Origin of the sequence: Rathayibacter sp. AY1D9, from assembly GCF_002932395.1 — a bacterium.
Taxonomy (GTDB): Bacteria; Actinomycetota; Actinomycetes; order Actinomycetales; family Microbacteriaceae; genus Rathayibacter.
In genome coordinates, this window is the sequence record NZ_PSVQ01000039.1 from 12,780 (window position 1) to 31,820 (window position 19,041).

Below are 19,041 nucleotides of genomic sequence, written 5' to 3' on the forward strand. Positions count from 1 at the left end.
CGACCGCCAGGATGGACGCATGCCCCACCTCCTCCGAGCCCGCGCCGCCCTCTTCGACATGGACGGGACGCTCGTCGACTCGACGGCCGTCGTGGAGACCATCTGGGGCGCCTTCGCCGAGCGCTTCGCTCTCGACCACGACGCGGTGCTCGGCGCCGTTCACGGTGTCCGCGCCGCCGACAGCGTCCGCCGCTTCGCTCCGGCCGGCAGCGACGTCGACGCGATCGTCGCGGAGCTCGACGCGTACGAGCTCGAGCACACCGAGGGCACCGTCGAGATCCCCGGCGCGACGGCGTTCCTCGCCTCACTCCCCCGCGAGCGCGTCGCCCTGGTCACGTCCGCGAGCCCGGCGCTGGCGGCCGCACGTCTGGCTGCGGCGGGCGTCCCCTCCCCCGACACCGTCGTCACCGCGCACGACGTCGCGAACGGCAAGCCCGCTCCCGACGGCTACCTCGCCGCCGCGGCCCTGCTCGGCGTCTCCCCCGAGGAAGCGCTGGTGTTCGAGGACGCCGAGGCCGGCATCCGGGCGGGTCTGGACGCGGGCATGCGCGTGATCGTCGTCGGGAGCCACGAGAGTGCGAGCACCCGGGGGCTGCCCCGGATCGCGCACTACTCCGACGCGCGCGCCGCGCTCGAGGGCGACGAGCTCGTCGTCACCCTCGGCGGGCCTCAGTAGCGGATCGCGTCGATCACCTTCACCCGCACGGCGACGATCGCCGGCACCAGGCCCGCGAGCGCGCCGACGAGGGTCGCCGCCCCGAGCCCGAGCAGCGCCGCCTCGGCCGGGAAAGGCGGGATGTCGGCGATCCCGTTGTCCTGCACGAAGGCCACCGTCCACGGGTTGGTGACGAGGATGACCGCGACCGTCACGCCGACCACTCCGGCGACGACGGTCGCCACGACGCTCTCCATCATGATCGAGAAGAAAATGCGGCCGGAGGAGGCGCCGAAGCTGCGCCGGATGCCGATCTCGCGGATCCGCTGCCGGACGGTGACCAGGGCGATGTTGAGCAGTCCGAGCGCGCCGAGCGCCAGCACCAGGCCCGCCACGCCGCCGATCACCCAGGTCAGCACGCCGAAGGGGTCGGAGTCGTAGACCAGGTAGTCCTGCCGGTCGACCGACACCTCGAAGTCGGATCCCAGGGCGCCGGCCACGTCGCGCTCCACCGCCGCGGCGAGGGGCTCGGCCAGGTCGAGCGGCACCCACATCTCGTAGTTCGGCACGCCCTGCCCGCCGTACTGCGGGTCGGCGTCGCGGGCGACCGCCGGGTAGGCGTCCGCGAGCATCATCATCGACGGATCCGTCTCGAACTGCGAGGAGGGAGTCACGCCGACCACCACGCCCGTGACGTCGCGCTCGGAGCCGAGCAGGGTGACCACCGGGTGGGTGCGCAGATCCGGGCTCCCGATCCGCTCCCAGAAGCGCTCGTTGACGACGAGGGCGGGAGCGAGGCGCTGGGAGTCGCGGGCGGTGAACCAGGAGCCGTCCACGATCTTCAGCCGGTGCATCTCGGCGAAGGGCTGGTCGACCGCCTGCACCGCGACGTCGACGGCGCCGTCGGCGAACTGGACGCGCGCGCTGCCGTAGGTCGAGCGGCTCGCGTAGGTGATGGAGTAGCGCTCGAGCGCACCGGTCCACGCGGCCTGGAGTGCGTCGGCATCCACCCCGGAGGTGCCGGTACCGGAGGGGTAGGCGGAGAGGAAGAGGCTCGCCGGGCGCCCGCTGGAGCGCTCGGCCTGCTCGATGCTGGCCTGGCGGGCGATGCCACCGGCGGCGACGACCGCGGTCAGGGCGGCGACGGCCACCGCGACTCCGATCAGCGAGAGCAGCACGCGGCCGCGGTGGATCCGCAGCTCGGTCCACGCCTCGACGATCGCGCCGGCGATCCCGACGAGCGCGCGCATCAGAGGACCACCCCCTCGGCGACGGGGCCCGCATCCGCGGTCGAGCCCAGGCGGCCGTGGTCGAGCCGGTAGTGGCGCTCGGCCCGCGCCGCAATGGCCGGGTCGTGGGTGATGGTGACCAGCGCGGAGCCGGACTCGCGGGCGATCTCGTCGAGCAGGCCCATCACGCTCTCGCCGGTGTCGGTGTCGAGGGCGCCCGTCGGCTCGTCGGCGAGGATCAGCCGCGGTCGGCGCACCAGGGCGCGGGCGATCGCGATCCGCTGCTGCTCGCCGCCGGACATGCGCCCGGGCATCGAGTCCACGCGGTGCCCGAGGCCGACCCGCTCCAGCATCTCGGCCGCGAGGTCGCGGCGGCGCCAGAACTCCGATCCGGTCGCGTAGAGCAGGGGCGTCATCACGTTCTCGCGGGCGGTCCGCCCCTCCAGCAGGTTGAACTGCTGGAAGATGAAGCCGATGCTGCCGCCGCGGATGCGCGCGCGGGCCCGCGAGGACAGGGTCTCGGTGGGAGCGCCCTCGAGCAGCATCCGCCCCTCGGTGGGCTCGTCGATGAGTCCGAGGATGTTGAGCAGCGTCGACTTGCCGGAGCCGCTGCGCCCCACGACCGAGACGTGGTCGCCCTCGCCCACCTCGAGATCGACGCCGTCGAGGATCGTCAGCGGCGGTGCGTCGGGCAGCGGGACGACCTTGCGGATCCCCTCGAGCCGGAGGATCGTCACGAGCAGAAGACCGAGCCGTCGGGCTGCGCGATGCAGTCGCCGCCCAGCTGGACGTCGGGAGCAGCCTCCTCCGCGCCCGGCACGAACTGCAGGAGCTCGGCGCCCTCCTCCACTCCGCCGGTGATCTCGACGGAGCTGCCGTCGGTGAGTCCCAGCGTCACCGGGACCTCCTCGGTGCTGCCGTCGTCCGCCCGGCGGAACACGACGCCGGACTGGGCGGTGCCCTCGACCGCGGTGGTCGGCACGACGAGGACGTCCTCCGCCTTGCCTCCCGCGAGCGTCACCGAGGCGGCGAGCCCGGGGAACACGGTGACCTCCGTCGGCACCTGGCAGGTGAAGCTCGTGCCGGAGCCGCCGGTGGAGGTCCCGCCGCCGCCGTCCGTCGCGCCGCCGGTCGTGCCGCCCTCGCCGGCTCCGGCGAGAGGGGTGCTGATGGTGAGGTCGGTGCAGGTGAAGCCCGCGGGCCCGCCGGTGATCGCGACCTGCGCCTCCGTCGGCCGGTTCTGGATGCGGTAGAGCTGCTGCGCGTCGATCGTGCCGGTGACGGCGTAGCTCGGCGGCGCGACCTGTCCGGTCACCTCGCCGACCGTGACGGCCTGGTCGTGGATGACGCCGAGGGCGCTGAGGGTGCCGCCGGTCGCGGCGTAGACCCGCTCGAAGCGCACGGAGGGCTCCTGCTGGGTGAGGGTGACGGCGCCGTCCGGGCCGGTCGTCTCGACCGGGTCGCGCGGAGTCTCGACGCGGATGTCGTAGATGAGATCGCCCGACGCGACGGCCGCGCCCTGCTGCACGTAGACGTCGTCGACCGTTCCGGCCGCCGTCGCCTTCAGCGGCACGGCGGGGTCGGCGGCGACGGTGCCCTGGAGGGTGAGGTCGTTGGTGACCGTGCCGCGGGCGACCGTGACGGTCGGCTCGGTGATCTCACCGGTCGGCTGCGTCGGATCGGCCTCGGCCGCGCCGTCCGGGAAGAACGCGATCTTCACCAGGGCGATGCTCGCCGCTCCGATGATGACCATCCACACGATCGGGAATACCCAACGCCGAACCGCACCCATCAAGTCCCCCGACTCCGCTTCCAGGGCGCTCCGCCGTGGGGCGCCGGAGGCAGCCTATCCGGCGGGGAGGTCGCGTCACGGACCGTGGCGCGCCCGTCAGCCGACGAGCGCCGCGACGATCGAGGCGACGCGGCGCGCCCTCGTCTCGGCGGCCTTCGCGCCCTCGACCGACGTGACGTGGGCCTTCCGCGCGCTCGGCGAGAGCGCGGCGAAGCGCTCCGCAGCGCCCGCCGAGGCCAGCGCGGACGCCAGGTCCTCCGGCACGGCGACCTCGCGCGGCGCGGTGTCGAGCTCGATCACGACGTCGATCGCGTCACCGCCGGCGAGCTGCGTCTCGCGGCGCTTCTCGGCCGAGAACGGGATGAGCGCGCGTCCGCCCATTGCTCCGACCGTGCTGGTGAAGCGGTAGCCGTTCACCGTCACCGCGACGGCGGGACGCTTGCCGCCGCCGAGTGCCTCGAGGACCTCGGGCGGCACCTCGATGCCGGTGTTGTTGCCGATCTGGAAGAGCGTCGTGGTGAACTGCACGAGGCGATGATGGCACGGACTCCCGCGTGTCGCGCGGCCGATCGCCGGACTGACGCGGAGGGCCGTCGACTCGATCCTCGTCGACCTCCCGTTCACGGATCCGGAGCGCTCGAGGGCGTTCTCCACGGCGCTCGGCCGGACCCTGGATCCCCTGTTCAGCGACGACGCCGCCTGCTCCGTCGCCTCCGAGCACGTGTCCGCGATGCTCCACCCGCACCCCTCCTTCTCGACCTCCAGGTCGAAGGAGATCATCGACGCGCGCTCCCAGGTGCAGGGCCTCTTCGCGGTGAGCGTCGGCAGTCGGGAGGAGGTCGGGAACGGGCTGGCCTCCGGCGGCGCCGAGCCGGTCGCGGTGCAGGACCTCGGCTCCCTGTGGGCGCGCGGCCTCGAGGACCCTGACGGGCACGTCCGGGAGTCCCTGTACATGAATTCGGCCGCGGCCGAGGCCGGTCCGCCCCGGGAGCGAGGGGTCGGTGCGCTCAGCAGGAGCGGGTGTCGGGGTCTCCGAGCGAGGAGCGCACGGCGTCGACCGTCATCCTGCCCTCGGGGTCGAGCCGGGCGAGCATGCGCGACATGATGTCGGCCAGCTGCGGGATCTGCTCGGCGTCGAGCGGATCGACGACGTCGGCCAGCACGGTCGCGACGTGACCGGGCGCCGTGTCGACGATCTTCTGGAGGCCGGCGTCGGTGAGCACCGCGTTCGTGGCGCGGCCGTCGGAGGCGCAGGGGCGGCGCTCGAGGTAGCCGCGGGCGACGAGGCGGGTCACCACGTGCGAGAGGCGGGGCAGGGTCGCGTTGGTGCGGGCGGCGAGCGTGGTCATCCGGAGGGCGCGGTCGGGCGCCTCGGACAGCATCGCCAGCGTCAGGTACTCGAAGTGCGTGAGTCCCGCGTCGCGCTGCAGCTGCGTGTCGAGGGCGCCCGGCAGCAGTTCCACGACCGCGATGAAGCGCAGCCAGGCGTCGAGCTGATCGGGCGTCAGCCAACGTGTCTCGGGCGCACTCATCCCCCCACCCTACCCACTACTTGCCGCGACAAGTAAGTCCCCCCGCGCCTCGTCGAGCCGCGTCCCGGGGCTCCGTCGGGAGGCCGACCCGCGCCAGCCTGATCTCACCATCCCCGCGAGCACCGCCCCCGAGGCGAACCAGCGATCCGCGTACCAGCGGATCGCTGCAGCCGTACGCACCCCGCCCTGCAGAACGCACCCCGTCGAGAAGCCGACCGCGCCACACAGAATCCACACCATCCCCGCGAGCACCGCCCCCGAGGCGAACCAGCGATCCGCGTGCGAGCGGATCGTTGTAGCCGAACGCCCCCGCTCCTCAGAACGCACCCCGTCGAGAAGCCGACCGCGCCACACTCGATCCACACCATCCCCGCGAGCACCGCCACCGAGGCGAACCAGCGATCCGCGTACCAGCGGATCGCTGTAGCCGAACGCCCCCCGCTCCTCAGAACGCACCCCGTCGAGAAGCCGACCGCGCCACGCCCGTCAGGGACGGGCGTGGAATCGACTACAGCACGTCGTCGCTCAGATCGATCGGGTTGCCGAAGCGGTGGTTCGTGATCGAGATCGCCTGCTCGCGGAGGAAGGGCAGCAGTTCGACGCGGCCGGCGGGGGTGACCGGGTCGGCGTAGACGGCGGTGTCGAGGGCGCCGCCGAGGGCTTCGGCGAGGGCGGTCGCGAGGGGGACGCGGGATCCGTCGGCGCGGGTGAGCGGGACCGGCTTGCCTGTGCTGCCGCGGGTCATGCCGGCGACGACGTCGGTGAAGGAGCCGGTCGAGTCGGACGATCGGCGGACGACGGCCTGCTGTCCGTGCGTCGGGCTGCCGGGGGCCTGCGGGCCCGCGTAGCCGTCGACGCGGTCGGAGACGATGTCGCCGATGATGCGGATGCGCGGGGCCGTGATGCGGCCGGCCGCGGCGCGCTCGAGCCACTGGGCGTCGGTCTCGACGACGATGCGCGGGACGAGGCCCGCCATCTCGGCGAGCTCGTCGCCGCCGAGCATCTCCTGAACCCGCGGTGGGAGCGGGAGGGACGTGGAGATGTCCATCCGGGAGCGGGTCAGCAGGCCGGCGGCGATGACGCGGAGGAGCTCTCCGAGGTCGCCGCCGTCGGCCAGGCGCAGCGCGATCGGCACGCGGAGGTAGCGGAACAGGTTGCGCTCGACGCCGACCTTCGAGATGTCGGTGACGACGCCGAACTCGGTCGCCCAGGCGAGCTGGTCGGAGAGTGCGGAGCGGCGGAGCAGGTCGAACTGCTCGAACCGGAGCGAGGACTGGGCCGCCTCGATGAACTGGCGCGCGCGGTCGTCGAGGCCGCGCAGGTGCAGCGTCGAGGAGGAGCGCGCGGGCGAGGGCTTCCAGGAGCCGAGGCCGATGAGGTGGTTGGGTCCGCCCGCCTTCGCGCCGCCGCCGACGGACGAGCGCTTCCATCCGCCGAAGGGCTGGCGCCGGACGATCGCTCCGGTGATGCCCCGGTTGACGTAGAGGTTGCCCGCCTCGACCGAGTCGATCCAGAGGGCGAGCTCGTCGGCGTGCAGGGAGTGGAGCCCGGCCGTGAGCCCGTACTCGGTGCCGTTCTGCATCCGGACGGCGTCCTCGAGGGTCGCCGCGTGCATGATCCCGAGCACCGGGCCGAAGAACTCGGTGAGGTGGACGTAGCTGTCCTCGGTGACGCCCTCGCGGATCCCGGGGGACCAGAGCGTGCCGCTCTCGTCGAGGCGCTGCGGCTCGACGAGCCACGACTCGCCTCCGCCCAGCGTGGTGAGCGCGTGCAGGAGCTTGCCGGTGGGCTCCTCGATGAGCGGCCCCATCACCGCCGACGGGTCGTCGGGCCGTCCGACGCGGAGCGACGTGACGGCGTCGACCAGCTGGGCGCGGAAGCGCTTGGAGCGGGCGACCGAGCCGACCAGGATCACCAGGGAGGCGGCGGAGCACTTCTGGCCGGCGTGCCCGAAGGCGCTGCGGACGATGTCGGCGACGGCGAGGTCGTAGTCGGCGTGGGGAGTGACGATGATCGCGTTCTTGCCGCTGGTCTCGGCCTGCAGTGCGAGGCCGGGCCGCCAGGAGCGGAAGAGGCGGGCGGTCTCGTAGGAGCCGGTGAGCAGCACGCGGTCCACGAGGGGGTCGGTGATCAGCGCCCGTCCCAGCTCCTCCTCGTCGAGGTCGACCAGGGCGAGGAGCTCCTGCGGGACGCCCGCGTCCCAGAGCGCCTCGACGAGCACAGCCGCCGAGCGGCGGGCCTGGGGCGCCGGCTTCACCACGACTCCGGAGCCGGCGGCGAGCGCCGCGAGGATCGATCCGGCCGGGATGGCGACCGGGAAGTTCCACGGCGGAGCGACGACGGTGACCCGCGCGGGGACGAAGGTGGCCCCGGTGACGGCGTCGAGCTCGCGGGCGCGGGTGGCGTAGTAGTGGGCGAAGTCGATGGCCTCGGAGACCTCGGGGTCGGCCTCGGCGATCGTCTTGCCGGTCTCGGAGGCCATCACCTCGATCAGGCGGTCGCGGTTCGCGGCGAGGACGAGGCCGGCGCGGTCGAGCACGGCCGCTCGGTCGTAGCCCAGGCGCTCGCCCCAGCGCTCCGCGCGGCGGGACACCGTGCGCAGCACCTCCTGGAGCTCCGCCTCGGTGCTCACGCGCGCGGCGTCGGCCGTGCCCGCTCCGATGGTCGAGCCGGCGATGCGCTCGGTGATCAGGCGCGCCCAGCGGCGGTTGCCGGGGAGGGCGGGGTCGGTGTCGGGCTCGTTGTGTAAGCCCGCGGTCGCGGCGGCGGCACCGGAGCCGCGGCTGAGGCCGAGGACGGCCTGCGTCAGGCCCGCGGCGGCCGGGTCCTGCGCCCGCTCGCCGGCGCGGGCGTGCTCCTGCACGAGGCGGCGGCCGGAGCCGGAGGACCACTCCCGCAGGCGGTCCTGCGTGCGGTTCGGCGGCGGGACGGAGTCGTCGAGGGCCTCGAGCGACGCGCGGAAGCGGCCGAGCTCCCGCTGCAGCACCTCCTCGTCGTCGAGGCGGAACGCGGCCGAGAGGAAGTTCTCGGGGCTGCTGTTCTCCTCGAGCCGGCGGATGAGGTACGAGATGGCCACGTCGAACTCGTGCGGGTGCACGACGGGCGTGTAGAGGAGGAGGCGTCCCACGTCCTCGCGGACGGCGCGCGCCTGCCCGGTCGCCATCCCGAGCAGCATCTCGATCTCGACCGCGCCGGTCACCCCGCGCTCGGTCGCCGTGAGCCACGCCCAGGCGAGGTCGAAGAGGTTGTGCCCGGCGACGCCCACGCGCACCGCGTCGACGCGCTCCGGCCGCAGTGCCCGGTCGAGCAGGCGCTTGTAGTTCGTGTCGGCCTCCACCTTGCTGCCGACCGTCGCGAGCGGCCAGTCGTGCAGGGCCGCGTCGACCCGCTCCATCGCGAGGTTCGCGCCCTTCACGACGCGCACCTTGATCGGGGCTCCGCCGCGGGCCCGGCGCTCCTGCGCCCACTCGGTCAGCTCGTCGAGCACGCGGACGGAGTCGGGCAGGTAGGCCTGCAGGACGATGCCCGCCTCGAGGTCGAGCATGCCCGGCTGCTCGAGGAGGCGCCGGAACACGGCGACCGTCAGGTCGAGGTCGCGGTACTCCTCCATGTCGAGGTTGATGAAGGTGGGGTCGGCTCCGGACGCGGCGGCCTGGTAGAGCGGGGTGAGACGCTCCACGACGCGGTCGACCTCCTCCTCGAAGGCCCACATCGACAGCTGGCTGACGACGCTCGAGACCTTGACGCTGACGTAGTCGACGTCCGGCCGCTCGAGCAGGCGGAGGGTCCCCTCGAGGCGGCGGCGGGCCTCGCGCTCGCCGAGCACGGCCTCGCCGAGGAGGTTGAGGTTGAGCCGGTCGCCGCCCTCGCGCAGCGCGGCGACGGCCGCGCCGAGACGGGCCTCCGAGGCGTCGACCACGAGGTGCCCGACGAGGCGGCGGAGGACCCGGCGGGCCGCGGGCACGACCACCCAGGGCAGCACGGGGCCGACGGCGCCGCCGGTGCTGATCGCGGCGCGCAGGTAGGAGGGGAGGAAGGCGGGCGTCTTCGCGGTGAGCGCCGCGAGGTTCTCGGCCGCGACCGAGAGGTCCTCGGGCCGGGCGACGCCGTCGACGAACCCGACGGTGAAGTCGAGTCCGTTCGGGTCCTGGAGCACGCCCGCGAGCCGCTGGGCGGCGGGCTCGACCGGGAACTCGCCGCTGCGCGCGATCCAGCGGCGGACCAGGGACTCGACGCGCTCGATCATCGGGCGGTCGTCGACCTCGGGCTCGGCGGCGGCGGGCGCGGCGTGCTCCGACTCCGACGCGGCGTCGGGCCCGCGCAGGACCTCGTCCTCAGCGTCGCGCACGACCTCGTCCTCGGCATCGGGCTCGCTCACGGCCTCGTCCTGAGCGTCGCGCACGACCTCGTCCTCGTCCTGGATCTCGGACTCGCGCACGGGCTCGTCCTCAGCGTCGGACTCCTGCGCGTCCTGAGGCTCGGCCACGTCCTCGGACGCGGACTCCGGCGCCGGCACGACCTCGGCCCCGCTCACGGAGTCGCGCGCCTCACCTGCCTCGACCTCGTCGTCCGACCCCGTGCCGCCCTCCGGCGTCCGACCACCGATCGTCGCGTCGACCCCGCTCCGCACGGCCGCGTCGTCGGGCTCGCGCTCCGGGTCGCTGCCGGGCACACCTGGGGTCGTCGACTGCTGCATCCTCCGAGGCTAAGCCCGACCCGCCGCCCGGACGCGGCGTGACGCGGTGGTCGCGCCGACTCGCCCGCGAGCCGCCCCTGTGGAGGAGCGGATCAGTGCCGGCGGTGGTCCTGGATGGTCATCCGCGGGCCGTGCCGCGGCTTCCTCGCTCCGCTGCAGCCGATCAGCCGGATGATCCGCTGCCGGTGCCCGCGCCACGGCTCGAGGAGCTCGAGCATGCCGTCGTCGTCGACCCCGAGCCGGCCCGTGAGCGCGAAGCCGACGGCCGCGGCCAGGTGGTAGTCGCCCACGCTGACCGCGTCCGGATCTCCGTGGGCGCGCATCATCACCTCGGACGCCGTCCACGGCCCGATCCCCGGCACCGACTGCAGCCGGCGGGCGACCTCGTCGCCGCCCCGCCCGAGCGCGAGGGTCCGCTCGAGGCCGGAGGCGACAAGCGCGGCGGTGAGGACGGTCCGCGAGCGCCGCGGATCCACTCCCGCGCGGTGCCAGTCCCACGAGGGCACGCGCCGCCACTGCTGCGCGCTCGGAGCCACGTGCAGAGCGACCGGCCCCGGGGCGGGCTCCCCGTGGAGGCGCACCAGCACCCGGTAGGCGCGCCACGCCTCCGTGCTCGTGACCTTCTGCTCGAGGACCGACGGCGCGAGCATCTCGAACACCAGGTTCGCGCGCGTGAGGCGCAGGCCCGACGAGCGGCGGAGCACCTCGGCGAGCGGCGCGTGGGCCGACAGGTCGAGCCCGCTCCAGTCGTCGCCGTGGCCGAGGAGCTCGGGGACCGCGTCGATCAGCCACTCCGCTCCCCCGCCCCAGGCGCGCGCGTGGACCGCGCCGTCCACCGCCTGCCGCAGATGCAGGGTGCCCGGGCCGAGCGGCGTGCGGAACGCCCGCCAGAAGCCGGACGCGTCGAGGAGCATGGTCGGGTCGCCCGAGCCCCGCAGCAGCGTGCGGAGGGTGAGCGCGAGGCTCACCGGCTCCGCCGGCGCGTAGACCGTCGCCCAGGCGGGCTCCGGAGCAGGGGCGGGGATCGACACGCAGTGATGGTAACCGGCGGCTCCGACACCGGATCGGACGCTCCTCCACAGAACCCCCATCCACGACGTGTTCGGAGCGACACGCCCGGCGGATTGGTTCAGACGGCGTGAACACATGCGCGGATCCGATCGCCCGTTTCCACTGGTCAGCAGGTCGATCCCGGGCGTAGCTTCGCGCTGTCGCGGCGGCGCTCCAGCCGCCCGGCACCCGCCTATCACTGGAGATGCGCACATGTTCGACACGACCTTCATCCGCAACGCGATCGTCAAGAGCTCTGAGACCGCTCTCGACCGTCGCCGCTTCTTCGAGGCCACCGGCGTCGCCGGCCTCGGCATCGGAGCCGCGGCCCTCGCCGCGCCCACCGCCTCCGCCGAGGAGGTCGCTGCCAGCGGCCCCAGCGACGCCTCGATCCTCAACTTCGCCCTCAACCTCGAGTACCTCGAGGCCGAGTTCTACCTCCGCGCCGTCTACGGCACCGGCCTCGGCGGCTCGGACGTGACCGGCAAGGGCACGCCCGGCGGCGTCATCGGCGGCCGCCCCGTCGACTTCAAGACCCCGTGGCTGAAGAGCTTCGCCACCGAGGTCGCGAACGACGAGAAGGCCCACGTGCAGTTCCTGCGGGCCGCGCTGGGCACCGCGAAGGTGGCCCGCCCGGCGATCAACCTGAAGGACAGCTTCAACTCCGCCGCCGTTGCGGCGGGGCTGATCAAGGCCGGTCAGTCGTTCGACCCGTTCGCGAGCGAGTCGAACTTCCTGCTCGGCGCCTTCGTCTTCGAGGACGTGGGAGTGACCGCCTACAAGGGCGCCGCCCCGCTCATCCAGTCGAAGACCTACCTCGACGCGGCCGCCGGCATCCTCGCGGTGGAGGCGTACCACGCGGGCGCGATCCGCTCGGCGATCTACGCCGCCGACCTGTCCGACTCGGCGAACAAGCTCTCCGACGCGCGCGACAGCCTCGACGGCAAGACCGACCTCGACCAGGGCGTCAAGGTCAACGGCCAGGCGAACATCGTCCCGACCGACGGCAGCTCCATCGCGTTCAGCCGCACCCCGGGCCAGGTCCTCAACATCGTGTACCTGAACCCCGCGGCCGGCACGCGCACCGGCGGATTCTTCCCCCGCGGCGTCAACGGCGAGCTCGTCACGACCTAGTCCCACCAGCACAGAGCACGACGACGGGCCCTTCCTCGAGGCGGCGAGGAGGGGCCCGTCGTCGTCCGCGTGCACATCCGTTCACCGGGTCCTCTAACCTGAGCGGGTGAAGATCGGGATCCTGACCTCCGGTGGCGACTGCCCCGGCCTCAACGCCGTCATCCGCGGTGCCGTCTACAAGGGCATCAAGGTCTACGACCAGGAGTTCGTGGGCTTCCGGAACGGCTGGCGCGGAGTGGTCGACGGCGACCTCCTGCCCCTGGGCCGCCCCGAGATCCAGGGCATCGCCAAGCAGGGCGGCACGATCATCGGCACCAGCCGGACGAACCCCTTCGAGGGCGAGAACGGCGGCCCCGAGAAGATCGCCGAGATGATGGACCGCAACGGCATCGACTCGATCATCGCGATCGGCGGCGAGGGCACCCTGGCCGCGGCCAAGCGCCTCACGGACGCGGGCCTCAAGATCGTCGGCGTCCCGAAGACCATCGACAACGACCTCGGCGCCACCGACTACACCTTCGGCTTCGACACGGCCGTCGGCATCGCGACCGACGCGATGGACCGCCTCCGCACCACCGGCGACTCGCACGGCCGCTGCATGGTCGCCGAGGTCATGGGCCGCCACGTCGGCTGGATCGCCCTGCACTCCGGCATGGCCGCGGGCGCCCACGTCATCCTCATCCCGGAGAAGCGCACCTCCCTCGACCAGATCGTCGAGTGGGTGCAGAGCGCGCAGGACCGCGGGCGCGCACCGCTCGTCGTGGTCGCCGAGGGCTTCTCGCTCGACACGATGGACGACGCCCACTCCGAGCGCGGCCTCGACGCCTTCGGCCGGCCCCGCCTCGGCGGCATCGGCGAGCTGCTGGCTCCGCTCATCGAGGAGCGCACCGGCATCGAGACCCGCGCCACCACGCTCGGCCACATCCAGCGCGGAGGCACGCCCACCGCGTTCGACCGCGTCCTCGCAACCCGCCTGGGCATGGCCGCCATCGACTCCGTCGTCGCCGAGCACTGGGGCCGCATGGTCGCCCTGCGCGGCACCGACATCTACCACGTGGCCTTCGCCGAGGCGCTCGGCACCCTCAAGACGGTGCCGGACGCCCGCTACGAGGAGGCGCGCACCCTCTTCGGGTAGCGCGCGCTCCCCGCGGAGCGGTCAGTCCTTCGCGCCGTCCGGCGTCGCCGTGGCGACGATCTGCGCCCGCGCTAGGGTGTGGAAGTGCGCGTTGAAGCCGAGGATCGCCGGCGTCGACTCCGGGTCGAGGTCGAGCGACTCGACATCGAGGGCGTGCACCACGAAGAAGTAGCGGTGCTCGCGGTCCGGCGGCGCCGCTCCGACGAACTGGCGCAGCCGCATCTCGTTGGGCAGCGTCTGCGCGCCCGCCGGGAGCAGCTCGAAGCCGGCGGCTCCGGCTCCCGTCGGGAGCTCCGTGGTGTCGGCCGGGAGGTTGTAGACGGCCCAGTGCCAGAAGCCGGAGCCGGTGGGCGCGTCGGGGTCGAACACCGTCACGGCGAAGCTCTTCGTCTCGGCGGGGGCTCCCGACCAGCGCAGGTGCGGCGAGACGTCCTCGCCGCCGGAGCCCTCGCCGTAGTGGCGGGCGGACAGGGGCGCACCGTCGGCGATGTCGTCGCTCTCGAGCGCGAAGGTCGGCACCTCGCCGAGGCGGGCGTAGGGGTCGTAGGTCCAGTCGGACATCCGGTTTCTCCGTTCGGGAAGGGCGGGCGGGGGCCCGCGCCCTCAGCCTAGGAACCCGGCGGTGCGCGCCGAAGGGCTTGCGGAGGGGGTCAGGACCCGAGATAGCGCCCGGGCCGGTGGTTGAACGCCAGGACCAGGTTGAGCACCACCACTCCCGCCGCCGAGATCAGCACGTTCAGCGGAGGCACCACCAGCAGCGCGGCCGCGACCACGCACGCGTCGAGCGCCATCATCACGTAGCCCGCCCGCCAGCCGAGCCGCTCCTGCGCGATCAGGGCGACGATGCTGAATCCGCCCAGGCTCGACCCGTGCCGGAAGAGGATCAGGAGGCCGATCCCCGCGAGCACGTCGCCCGTGAGGACGCCGTAGACGGGCTCGATCCGCAGCTCGCCGAACGCCAGCGGGTGCAGGCCCGCCAGGACCGAGACCAGCACGATCGAGAACATGGTCCGCAGCGTGAAGCGCCAGCCCTTCTTCCACAGCGAGAGGGCGAGGAACGGCACGTTGACCGTGACGAGGATCACGCCGAACGGGATGTCGAGCGGGTACCCCAGCAGCAGTGCGAGACCCGCGGTGCCGCCCGTGACCGCCTGGCTCGCGCGCAGCAGGTAGAGGCCGAGCGACACGACGAACGCACCGGTGACGAGACCGAAGACGTCCTCGAGGCGGGAGTGCGGCACGGGGGCGGAGGCGTCGGGCACCCGACGATGCTGCCACACGCCGCGCCCCGGTCCGGACGTCCTCGTAGGATGTGCCGGTGCTGCCGAAGATCCTGCTGTTCTACCGCTTCGTGCCGCTGGCCGACCCCGAGTCCGTGCGGCTGTGGCAGCGCGAGCTGTGCGAGTCGCTGGGCCTGCGCGGGCGCCTGCTGATCTCGGAGCACGGGGTGAACGGCACGCTGGGCGGCGGGATGGACGCCCTGAAGCGCTACGTCCGCCGCACCCGTGAGCACTCGGCATTCCACGGACTCGAGGTGAAGTGGAGCGACGGCTCCGGCCTCGACGACGACGGCCGCAGCCTCGACTTCCCCGGTCTCTCGGTGAAGGTGCGCGACGAGATCGTCTCGTTCGGCGCGCCCGACGAGCTGCGGGTCGACGCCGACGGGGTCGTCGGGACGGCTCCGCGGCTCGACCCGGACCAGCTGGACGCCCTCGTCGCCGAGCGCGACGACGTGGTGCTCTTCGACGGCCGCAACGCCTTCGAAGCCGAGATCGGCAGGTTCGAGGGGGCGATCGTGCCGGGGGTCTCCAGCACCCGCGAGTTCGTCGAGCAGCTCGACGCCGGCGTCTACGACCACCTCAAGGGCCGGCCCGTGGTCACGTACTGCACCGGCGGCATCCGCTGCGAGGTGCTGTCGAGCCTGATGACGGCGCGCGGCTTCGGCGAGGTGTACCAGCTCGACGGAGGCGTCGTCCGCTACGCCGAGGCGCGGCGCGACCGCGGTCTGTGGAAGGGGGCCCTGTACGTCTTCGACGGCCGCGGCTCCGTCTCCTTCTCCCCCGACGCCGAGGTGCTGGGCCGCTGCACCTCGTGCGCCGCGCCGACCAGCCGGATGCGCAACTGCACCGACCTCTCCTGCCGCGCCCAGCTCGTGGTCTGCGCCGACTGCGATGCGGCGGCCTGCGCCGCGCACGCGGGCCCTACGCTCGTGCCATGAGCATCGAAGCGCGCGGGCGCACCCTCGTCGACCTCCACACCGCCCCCGAGCTGCTGCAGGTGGTGAACGTCTGGGACGTGATCAGCGCGACCACGGTCGCCGCGCTCCCGGAGACCCGGGCGCTCGCGACCGCCAGCCACTCCATCGCGGCGGCGTTCGGCTACGAGGACGGCGAGCGGATCCCGCTGGAGCTGCACCTGGGCATGATCGAGCGCATCGTCGCCGCCGTCGAGGTCCCGGTCTCGGCCGACCTCGAGGCGGGCTACGGCGACGCCGGCGAGACGGTCCGCCGCGCGATCGGGATCGGCGTCGTGGGCGCGAACCTCGAGGACCAGGCGAAGCCGATCCCGGAGGCGCTGCGAGCGGTCGAGAAGGCCGTCGCCGCGGCCGAGGAGGAGGCGGTGCCCTTCGCGCTCAACGCCCGCACGGATGTGCTCCTCCGCGCCGGCGACCGCGACCGCGGCGAGGTCCTGGCCGACGCCGTCGAGCGCGGCCGCGCCTACCTCGACGCCGGCGCCACCTGCTTCTTCGTCCCCGGGCTGCTCCAGGACGCCGAGCTGGAGTCCCTCGTCGCCGCCCTCGGGCGGCAGCGCGTCAGCGTCATCGGCGTCTCCGGATCGCAGTCCCCCGCCCGCTTCGAGGAGCTCGGGCTGGCCCGCGTCTCCTACGGTCCGTGGACGCAGCGCGTCGCCCTGACGGCGCTCCAGGACGCGGCCTCCGCCCTCTACTCCGGCGGATCGCTCCCCGAGGGCACCCGGCCCCTGAACTGACCGCCCGGCCGCGGGCCCGCGGGCGTAGCGTGGGCCCATGTACCGAGCCATCGTCGTCGAGCGGCACTCCGACTCCGACACCGACACCCCCAACCGAGCCCGCCTCCTCGAGCGGGACGATCCCGACCGCTCGCACGGCGACGTGTCGATCGCCGTCGAGTACTCGAGCGTCAACTACAAGGACGCCCTGGCGCTGGCGGGGCGGCCCGGGATCGTTCGCCGCACCCCGCTCGTCGCCGGCATCGACCTGGTCGGCACCGTGGAGTACGCGGACGGCGAGGCGGGCGAGCGCTTCGACTCCGGCGACCGGGTGGTGCTCAACGGCGCCGGCCTCGGCGAGCGCCACGACGGCGGGCTCGCCGAGCGGGCGCGTGTCGACTCCGCGTCGCTGCTCCGGCTGCCCGGCGCCATCTCGGCGGCACGGGCCGGAGCGATCGGCACCGCGGGCTTCACGGCGATGCTGGCCGTGCTGGCGCTCGAGCGGCACGGCGTGCGGCCGGGCAGCGGTCCCGTCCTGGTGACGGGGGCCTCGGGAGGCGTGGGGTCGCTCGCCGTCGCGCTCCTGGCGCGCCTCGGCCACGAGGTCGTCGCCTCGACCGGCCGGCTCGGCGAGCACGGCGCTCTGCTCCAGCGCTTGGGCGCCTCCGACGTCATCGACCGCGCCGAGCTGCAGGAGGGCGGGAAGCCGCTGCAGTCCGAGCGCTGGGCGGGAGCGGTGGACTCCGCCGGCTCGCACACGCTCGCGAACGCCCTCGCGCAGACGCGGTGGGGCGGCACCGTGGCGGCGTGCGGTCTCGCGCAGGGCCCGGACCTGCCTGTGAGCGTGATGCCGTTCATCCTGCGCGGAGTGACGCTGGCCGGCATCAACTCGGTGGAGGCGCCGCGCAAGCTCCGCGAGGAGGCCTGGCGCCGCCTCGCCCACGACCTCGACCTGGAGCTGCTCGACGAGCTGACGACGACGGTGCCGCTCGGCGGGGCGGTCGACGCGGCCGAGGACGTGCTCGCCGGCCGCTCGCACGGTCGGACGCTGGTGGACGTCCGCGCCTGAGTGCACGGCGTCGCCGGAGGGCGTCCGCCCGCCTCGAGCGTGGAGGAGGGGGCGCCCCGGCCGGCGCTGCGGGGCGGCTGCTCGTGCGGCGGTGCGCTACTCCGCAGCCTCGGTGGCGCCGCTCGGCTCGGCCGACGCGTGACCGACGGAGGAGTCGGGGCGCGCGGCGCGGGGCTTCGCCGGCGTGCGGGGCTTCGGCGCGGGCTTCGCGGCCGGCCCCGGCTTCGCGGGGGCGGGCTCGGCGGACTCGGATCCGGCGGGCTTCGGCTCGGCGGGCTTCGATCCCGCGGGCTTCGGCTCGGCGGGCTTCGATCCCGCGGGCTTCGGCTCGGCGGGCTTCGGCTCCGCGGGCTTCACCGGAGCTGCGGAGTCGATCGGCTCGGAGCCGATGACGTCCACGGGCGCGGAAGCCCCGGACTCGGCCGGCGTGCTCGCGGCGGTCCGAGCACTCGTTTTCGGAGCGCCCTTCGGCGTGGCCTTCGGGCTCTTCGGAGCGGCCCCCGCTGCTGACTCCGTCGGAGCCGCGACGTCCTCCGCGGCGCCGTCCGCCTCCGGAGCCGCGGCCGCCGCGCTCACGCCGCTCGCCGCCTCCTGACCCTCGACCACCGTCGCCGGACCCGCCGCCTCCGCGGCCACGGCCGCGGCCTCCGCCGCCTTCGCCTTCTTCTTCGCGCGCTTCTCCGCGGCGGCCGCCTGGGCCCGCTCCGCCTGCTCGGCGACCTCGGGGACGATCACGAGGTCGTCGGTCTCGATCACGGGGATCGCCGCGGTCGTCGTCCCCAGCTGGAGGGCCGCGATCAGCTCGGGAGCGTGCTTGGTGCTCACGATCAGGCGGGAGTAGTCCTCGTCGACCAGGTCGATCACGACGGCCGAGGCGGTGCGCTTGATCAGCAAGAAGTCCTTGCCGCCGTGGAACTTCCACGTGCCGGCCGCGAGCGTGAGCGGCACCGCGGTGCCCGGCGCGCGGATGCCCCGGACCCAGATCCAGGGGTCCTCGGTGACCGTCGCCGAGCGGATGCTCGACCGGTCGACGACGACGTCGCTGCGGTGGAACGCGAGCAGTCGCTCGGCCGCGGTGAGGCGGAGTTCGAGGCGGTCGGGGAGCACGGTCACGACGGGCATGCCTCTAGTCTGCCCCGCCGCCCGCCGCCGGGTCAGCGCCGGATCGCACAACGATGCCCCGCCGCTCGCGTGGGTGGCAGCATGGTCGGATGCCGATGGATCCGGACGAGGCGCGCCTCCTCGACGCGCTGCTGGCCGAGCGGCAGGCCGAGACGCGCGACGAGGCGGCCCGGCTCGAGGCCTCGCTGGCCGAGCTCCTGCGCGACCGTGCCGACGGCACCGCCGATGACGAGCACGACCCGGAGGGCACGCCGCTCTCGGCCGAGTGGTCGCGGATGGCCGGAGTCCGCGACGCTCTCGCCCGCACGGCGCGCGAGCTCGACGCCGCTCGCGCCCGCCTCGGCACCGGCGGCTACGGGAACTGCGCCTCGTGCGGCCGCCCGATCGGGGCCGCCCGCCTCGCCGCCCGGCCCACGGCCGAGCTCTGCATCGACTGCGCCCGTCTGGCGGAGTCGCGCATCCGCTGACGCCCCGCGAGGCGAGCCTGCGGCGCGCCCTCCGCCTGAAGGCCCCCACAGATCCCGGCGTGCGGAAACCCGGTTTCTCCTGCGAGCATTCACATCCGGTCGCGCAGGAGCTCGGCCAGCGAGGCCTCGAGCCGGGCCGCCTCGTCGCGCGTCTCGGCCTGCCGCTCGGCCAGCAGCGCGTCGAGGAGGCGCG

Annotated in this window: 17 protein-coding genes; 7 read left to right on the forward strand and 10 right to left on the reverse strand. The window is 73.8% G+C overall.

The genetic code is table 11. The annotated features are described in order from the left end of the window. Positions 1-19: 19 nt before the first annotated feature. Positions 20-676: an HAD-IA family hydrolase gene (locus C5C50_RS13995; protein ID WP_104233104.1), complete on the forward strand. Its 657-nt coding sequence runs from the start codon at positions 20-22 to the stop codon at positions 674-676. On the opposite strand, the gene C5C50_RS14000 is transcribed toward C5C50_RS13995, so the two are convergent. The 7 genes from C5C50_RS14000 to C5C50_RS14035 all read right to left on the reverse strand — a co-directional run bounded on the left by C5C50_RS14000 (position 670) and on the right by C5C50_RS14035 (position 10,935). Further along, positions 670-1,905, reverse strand: a complete 1,236-nt coding sequence (locus C5C50_RS14000; protein WP_104273717.1) for an ABC transporter permease — start codon at positions 1,903-1,905, stop codon at positions 670-672. The two genes, C5C50_RS13995 and C5C50_RS14000, sit on opposite strands and share 7 nt — an antisense overlap. After that, positions 1,905-2,621 (reverse strand): ABC transporter ATP-binding protein, encoded by a 717-nt coding sequence (locus C5C50_RS14005; protein ID WP_104233102.1) that lies wholly within the window; start codon positions 2,619-2,621, stop codon positions 1,905-1,907. The genes C5C50_RS14000 and C5C50_RS14005 overlap by 1 nt, the downstream gene beginning before the upstream one ends. Continuing rightward, on the reverse strand, positions 2,618-3,637 hold the full coding sequence (locus C5C50_RS14010; RefSeq protein ID WP_104222862.1) for an efflux RND transporter periplasmic adaptor subunit: 1,020 nt from the start codon (positions 3,635-3,637) through the stop codon (positions 2,618-2,620). The genes C5C50_RS14005 and C5C50_RS14010 overlap by 4 nt, the downstream gene beginning before the upstream one ends. Positions 3,638-3,772: 135 nt before the next feature. Continuing rightward, complete coding sequence (locus C5C50_RS14015; protein WP_104233100.1) at positions 3,773-4,204, reverse strand: YdeI/OmpD-associated family protein; 432 nt, start codon at positions 4,202-4,204, stop codon at positions 3,773-3,775. A gap of 479 nt (positions 4,205-4,683) precedes the next feature. Next, a complete protein-coding gene (locus tag C5C50_RS14025) occupies positions 4,684-5,208 on the reverse strand; it encodes a MarR family winged helix-turn-helix transcriptional regulator (protein WP_104273718.1) in 525 nt (174 codons plus the stop codon). A 508-nt stretch (positions 5,209-5,716) separates the two neighbouring features. Then, a complete protein-coding gene (locus C5C50_RS14030) occupies positions 5,717-9,454 on the reverse strand; it encodes a proline dehydrogenase family protein (protein ID WP_104273720.1) in 3,738 nt (1,245 codons plus the stop codon). A gap of 542 nt (positions 9,455-9,996) precedes the next feature. After that, a complete protein-coding gene (locus C5C50_RS14035) occupies positions 9,997-10,935 on the reverse strand; it encodes a DNA-3-methyladenine glycosylase (protein WP_258064157.1) in 939 nt (312 codons plus the stop codon). 232 nt (positions 10,936-11,167) lie between these two features. Between C5C50_RS14035 and C5C50_RS14040 the strand changes: the two genes are divergently transcribed. Together C5C50_RS14040 and C5C50_RS14045 are read left to right on the forward strand one after the other, a co-directional pair. Beyond that, positions 11,168-12,088: a ferritin-like domain-containing protein gene (locus C5C50_RS14040; RefSeq protein WP_104222865.1), complete on the forward strand. Its 921-nt coding sequence runs from the start codon at positions 11,168-11,170 to the stop codon at positions 12,086-12,088. Between the two features lie 106 nt (positions 12,089-12,194). Beyond that, positions 12,195-13,223, forward strand: a complete 1,029-nt coding sequence (locus C5C50_RS14045) for a 6-phosphofructokinase (RefSeq protein ID WP_104246916.1) — start codon at positions 12,195-12,197, stop codon at positions 13,221-13,223. Between the two features lie 21 nt (positions 13,224-13,244). Here C5C50_RS14045 and C5C50_RS14050 read toward each other — a convergent pair whose 3' ends face one another. Next, the gene (locus C5C50_RS14050; RefSeq protein WP_104249897.1) at positions 13,245-13,784 is read right to left on the reverse strand and encodes a YbhB/YbcL family Raf kinase inhibitor-like protein; all 540 of its coding nucleotides are present in this window, start codon (positions 13,782-13,784) and stop codon (positions 13,245-13,247) included. Between the two features lie 89 nt (positions 13,785-13,873). Continuing rightward, positions 13,874-14,485 carry a YitT family protein gene (locus tag C5C50_RS14055; protein ID WP_244230588.1) on the reverse strand — a complete coding sequence of 204 codons (612 nt, stop codon included), beginning with the start codon at positions 14,483-14,485 and terminating at the stop codon, positions 13,874-13,876. A 56-nt stretch (positions 14,486-14,541) separates the two neighbouring features. Between C5C50_RS14055 and C5C50_RS14060 the strand changes: the two genes are divergently transcribed. Genes C5C50_RS14060 through C5C50_RS14070 form a run of 3 tightly spaced genes read left to right on the forward strand, consistent with a single transcriptional unit; the run spans position 14,542 to position 17,259 of the window. Then, positions 14,542-15,441, forward strand: a complete 900-nt coding sequence (locus tag C5C50_RS14060; protein ID WP_104222869.1) for a rhodanese-related sulfurtransferase — start codon at positions 14,542-14,544, stop codon at positions 15,439-15,441. Continuing rightward, on the forward strand, positions 15,438-16,211 hold the full coding sequence (locus tag C5C50_RS14065) for an isocitrate lyase/phosphoenolpyruvate mutase family protein (protein ID WP_104273719.1): 774 nt from the start codon (positions 15,438-15,440) through the stop codon (positions 16,209-16,211). The genes C5C50_RS14060 and C5C50_RS14065 overlap by 4 nt, the downstream gene beginning before the upstream one ends. A 37-nt stretch (positions 16,212-16,248) precedes the next feature. Further along, complete coding sequence (locus C5C50_RS14070) at positions 16,249-17,259, forward strand: MDR family oxidoreductase (RefSeq protein ID WP_104249899.1); 1,011 nt, start codon at positions 16,249-16,251, stop codon at positions 17,257-17,259. 96 nt (positions 17,260-17,355) lie between these two features. Here the strand turns inward: C5C50_RS14070 and C5C50_RS17385 are convergent, their stop codons facing one another. Continuing rightward, positions 17,356-18,381 carry a hypothetical protein gene (locus tag C5C50_RS17385; RefSeq protein WP_258067770.1) on the reverse strand — a complete coding sequence of 342 codons (1,026 nt, stop codon included), beginning with the start codon at positions 18,379-18,381 and terminating at the stop codon, positions 17,356-17,358. A gap of 89 nt (positions 18,382-18,470) precedes the next feature. Between C5C50_RS17385 and C5C50_RS14080 the strand changes: the two genes are divergently transcribed. After that, a complete protein-coding gene (locus tag C5C50_RS14080) occupies positions 18,471-18,848 on the forward strand; it encodes a TraR/DksA family transcriptional regulator (RefSeq protein ID WP_258063213.1) in 378 nt (125 codons plus the stop codon). Positions 18,849-19,041 lie beyond the last annotated feature (193 nt).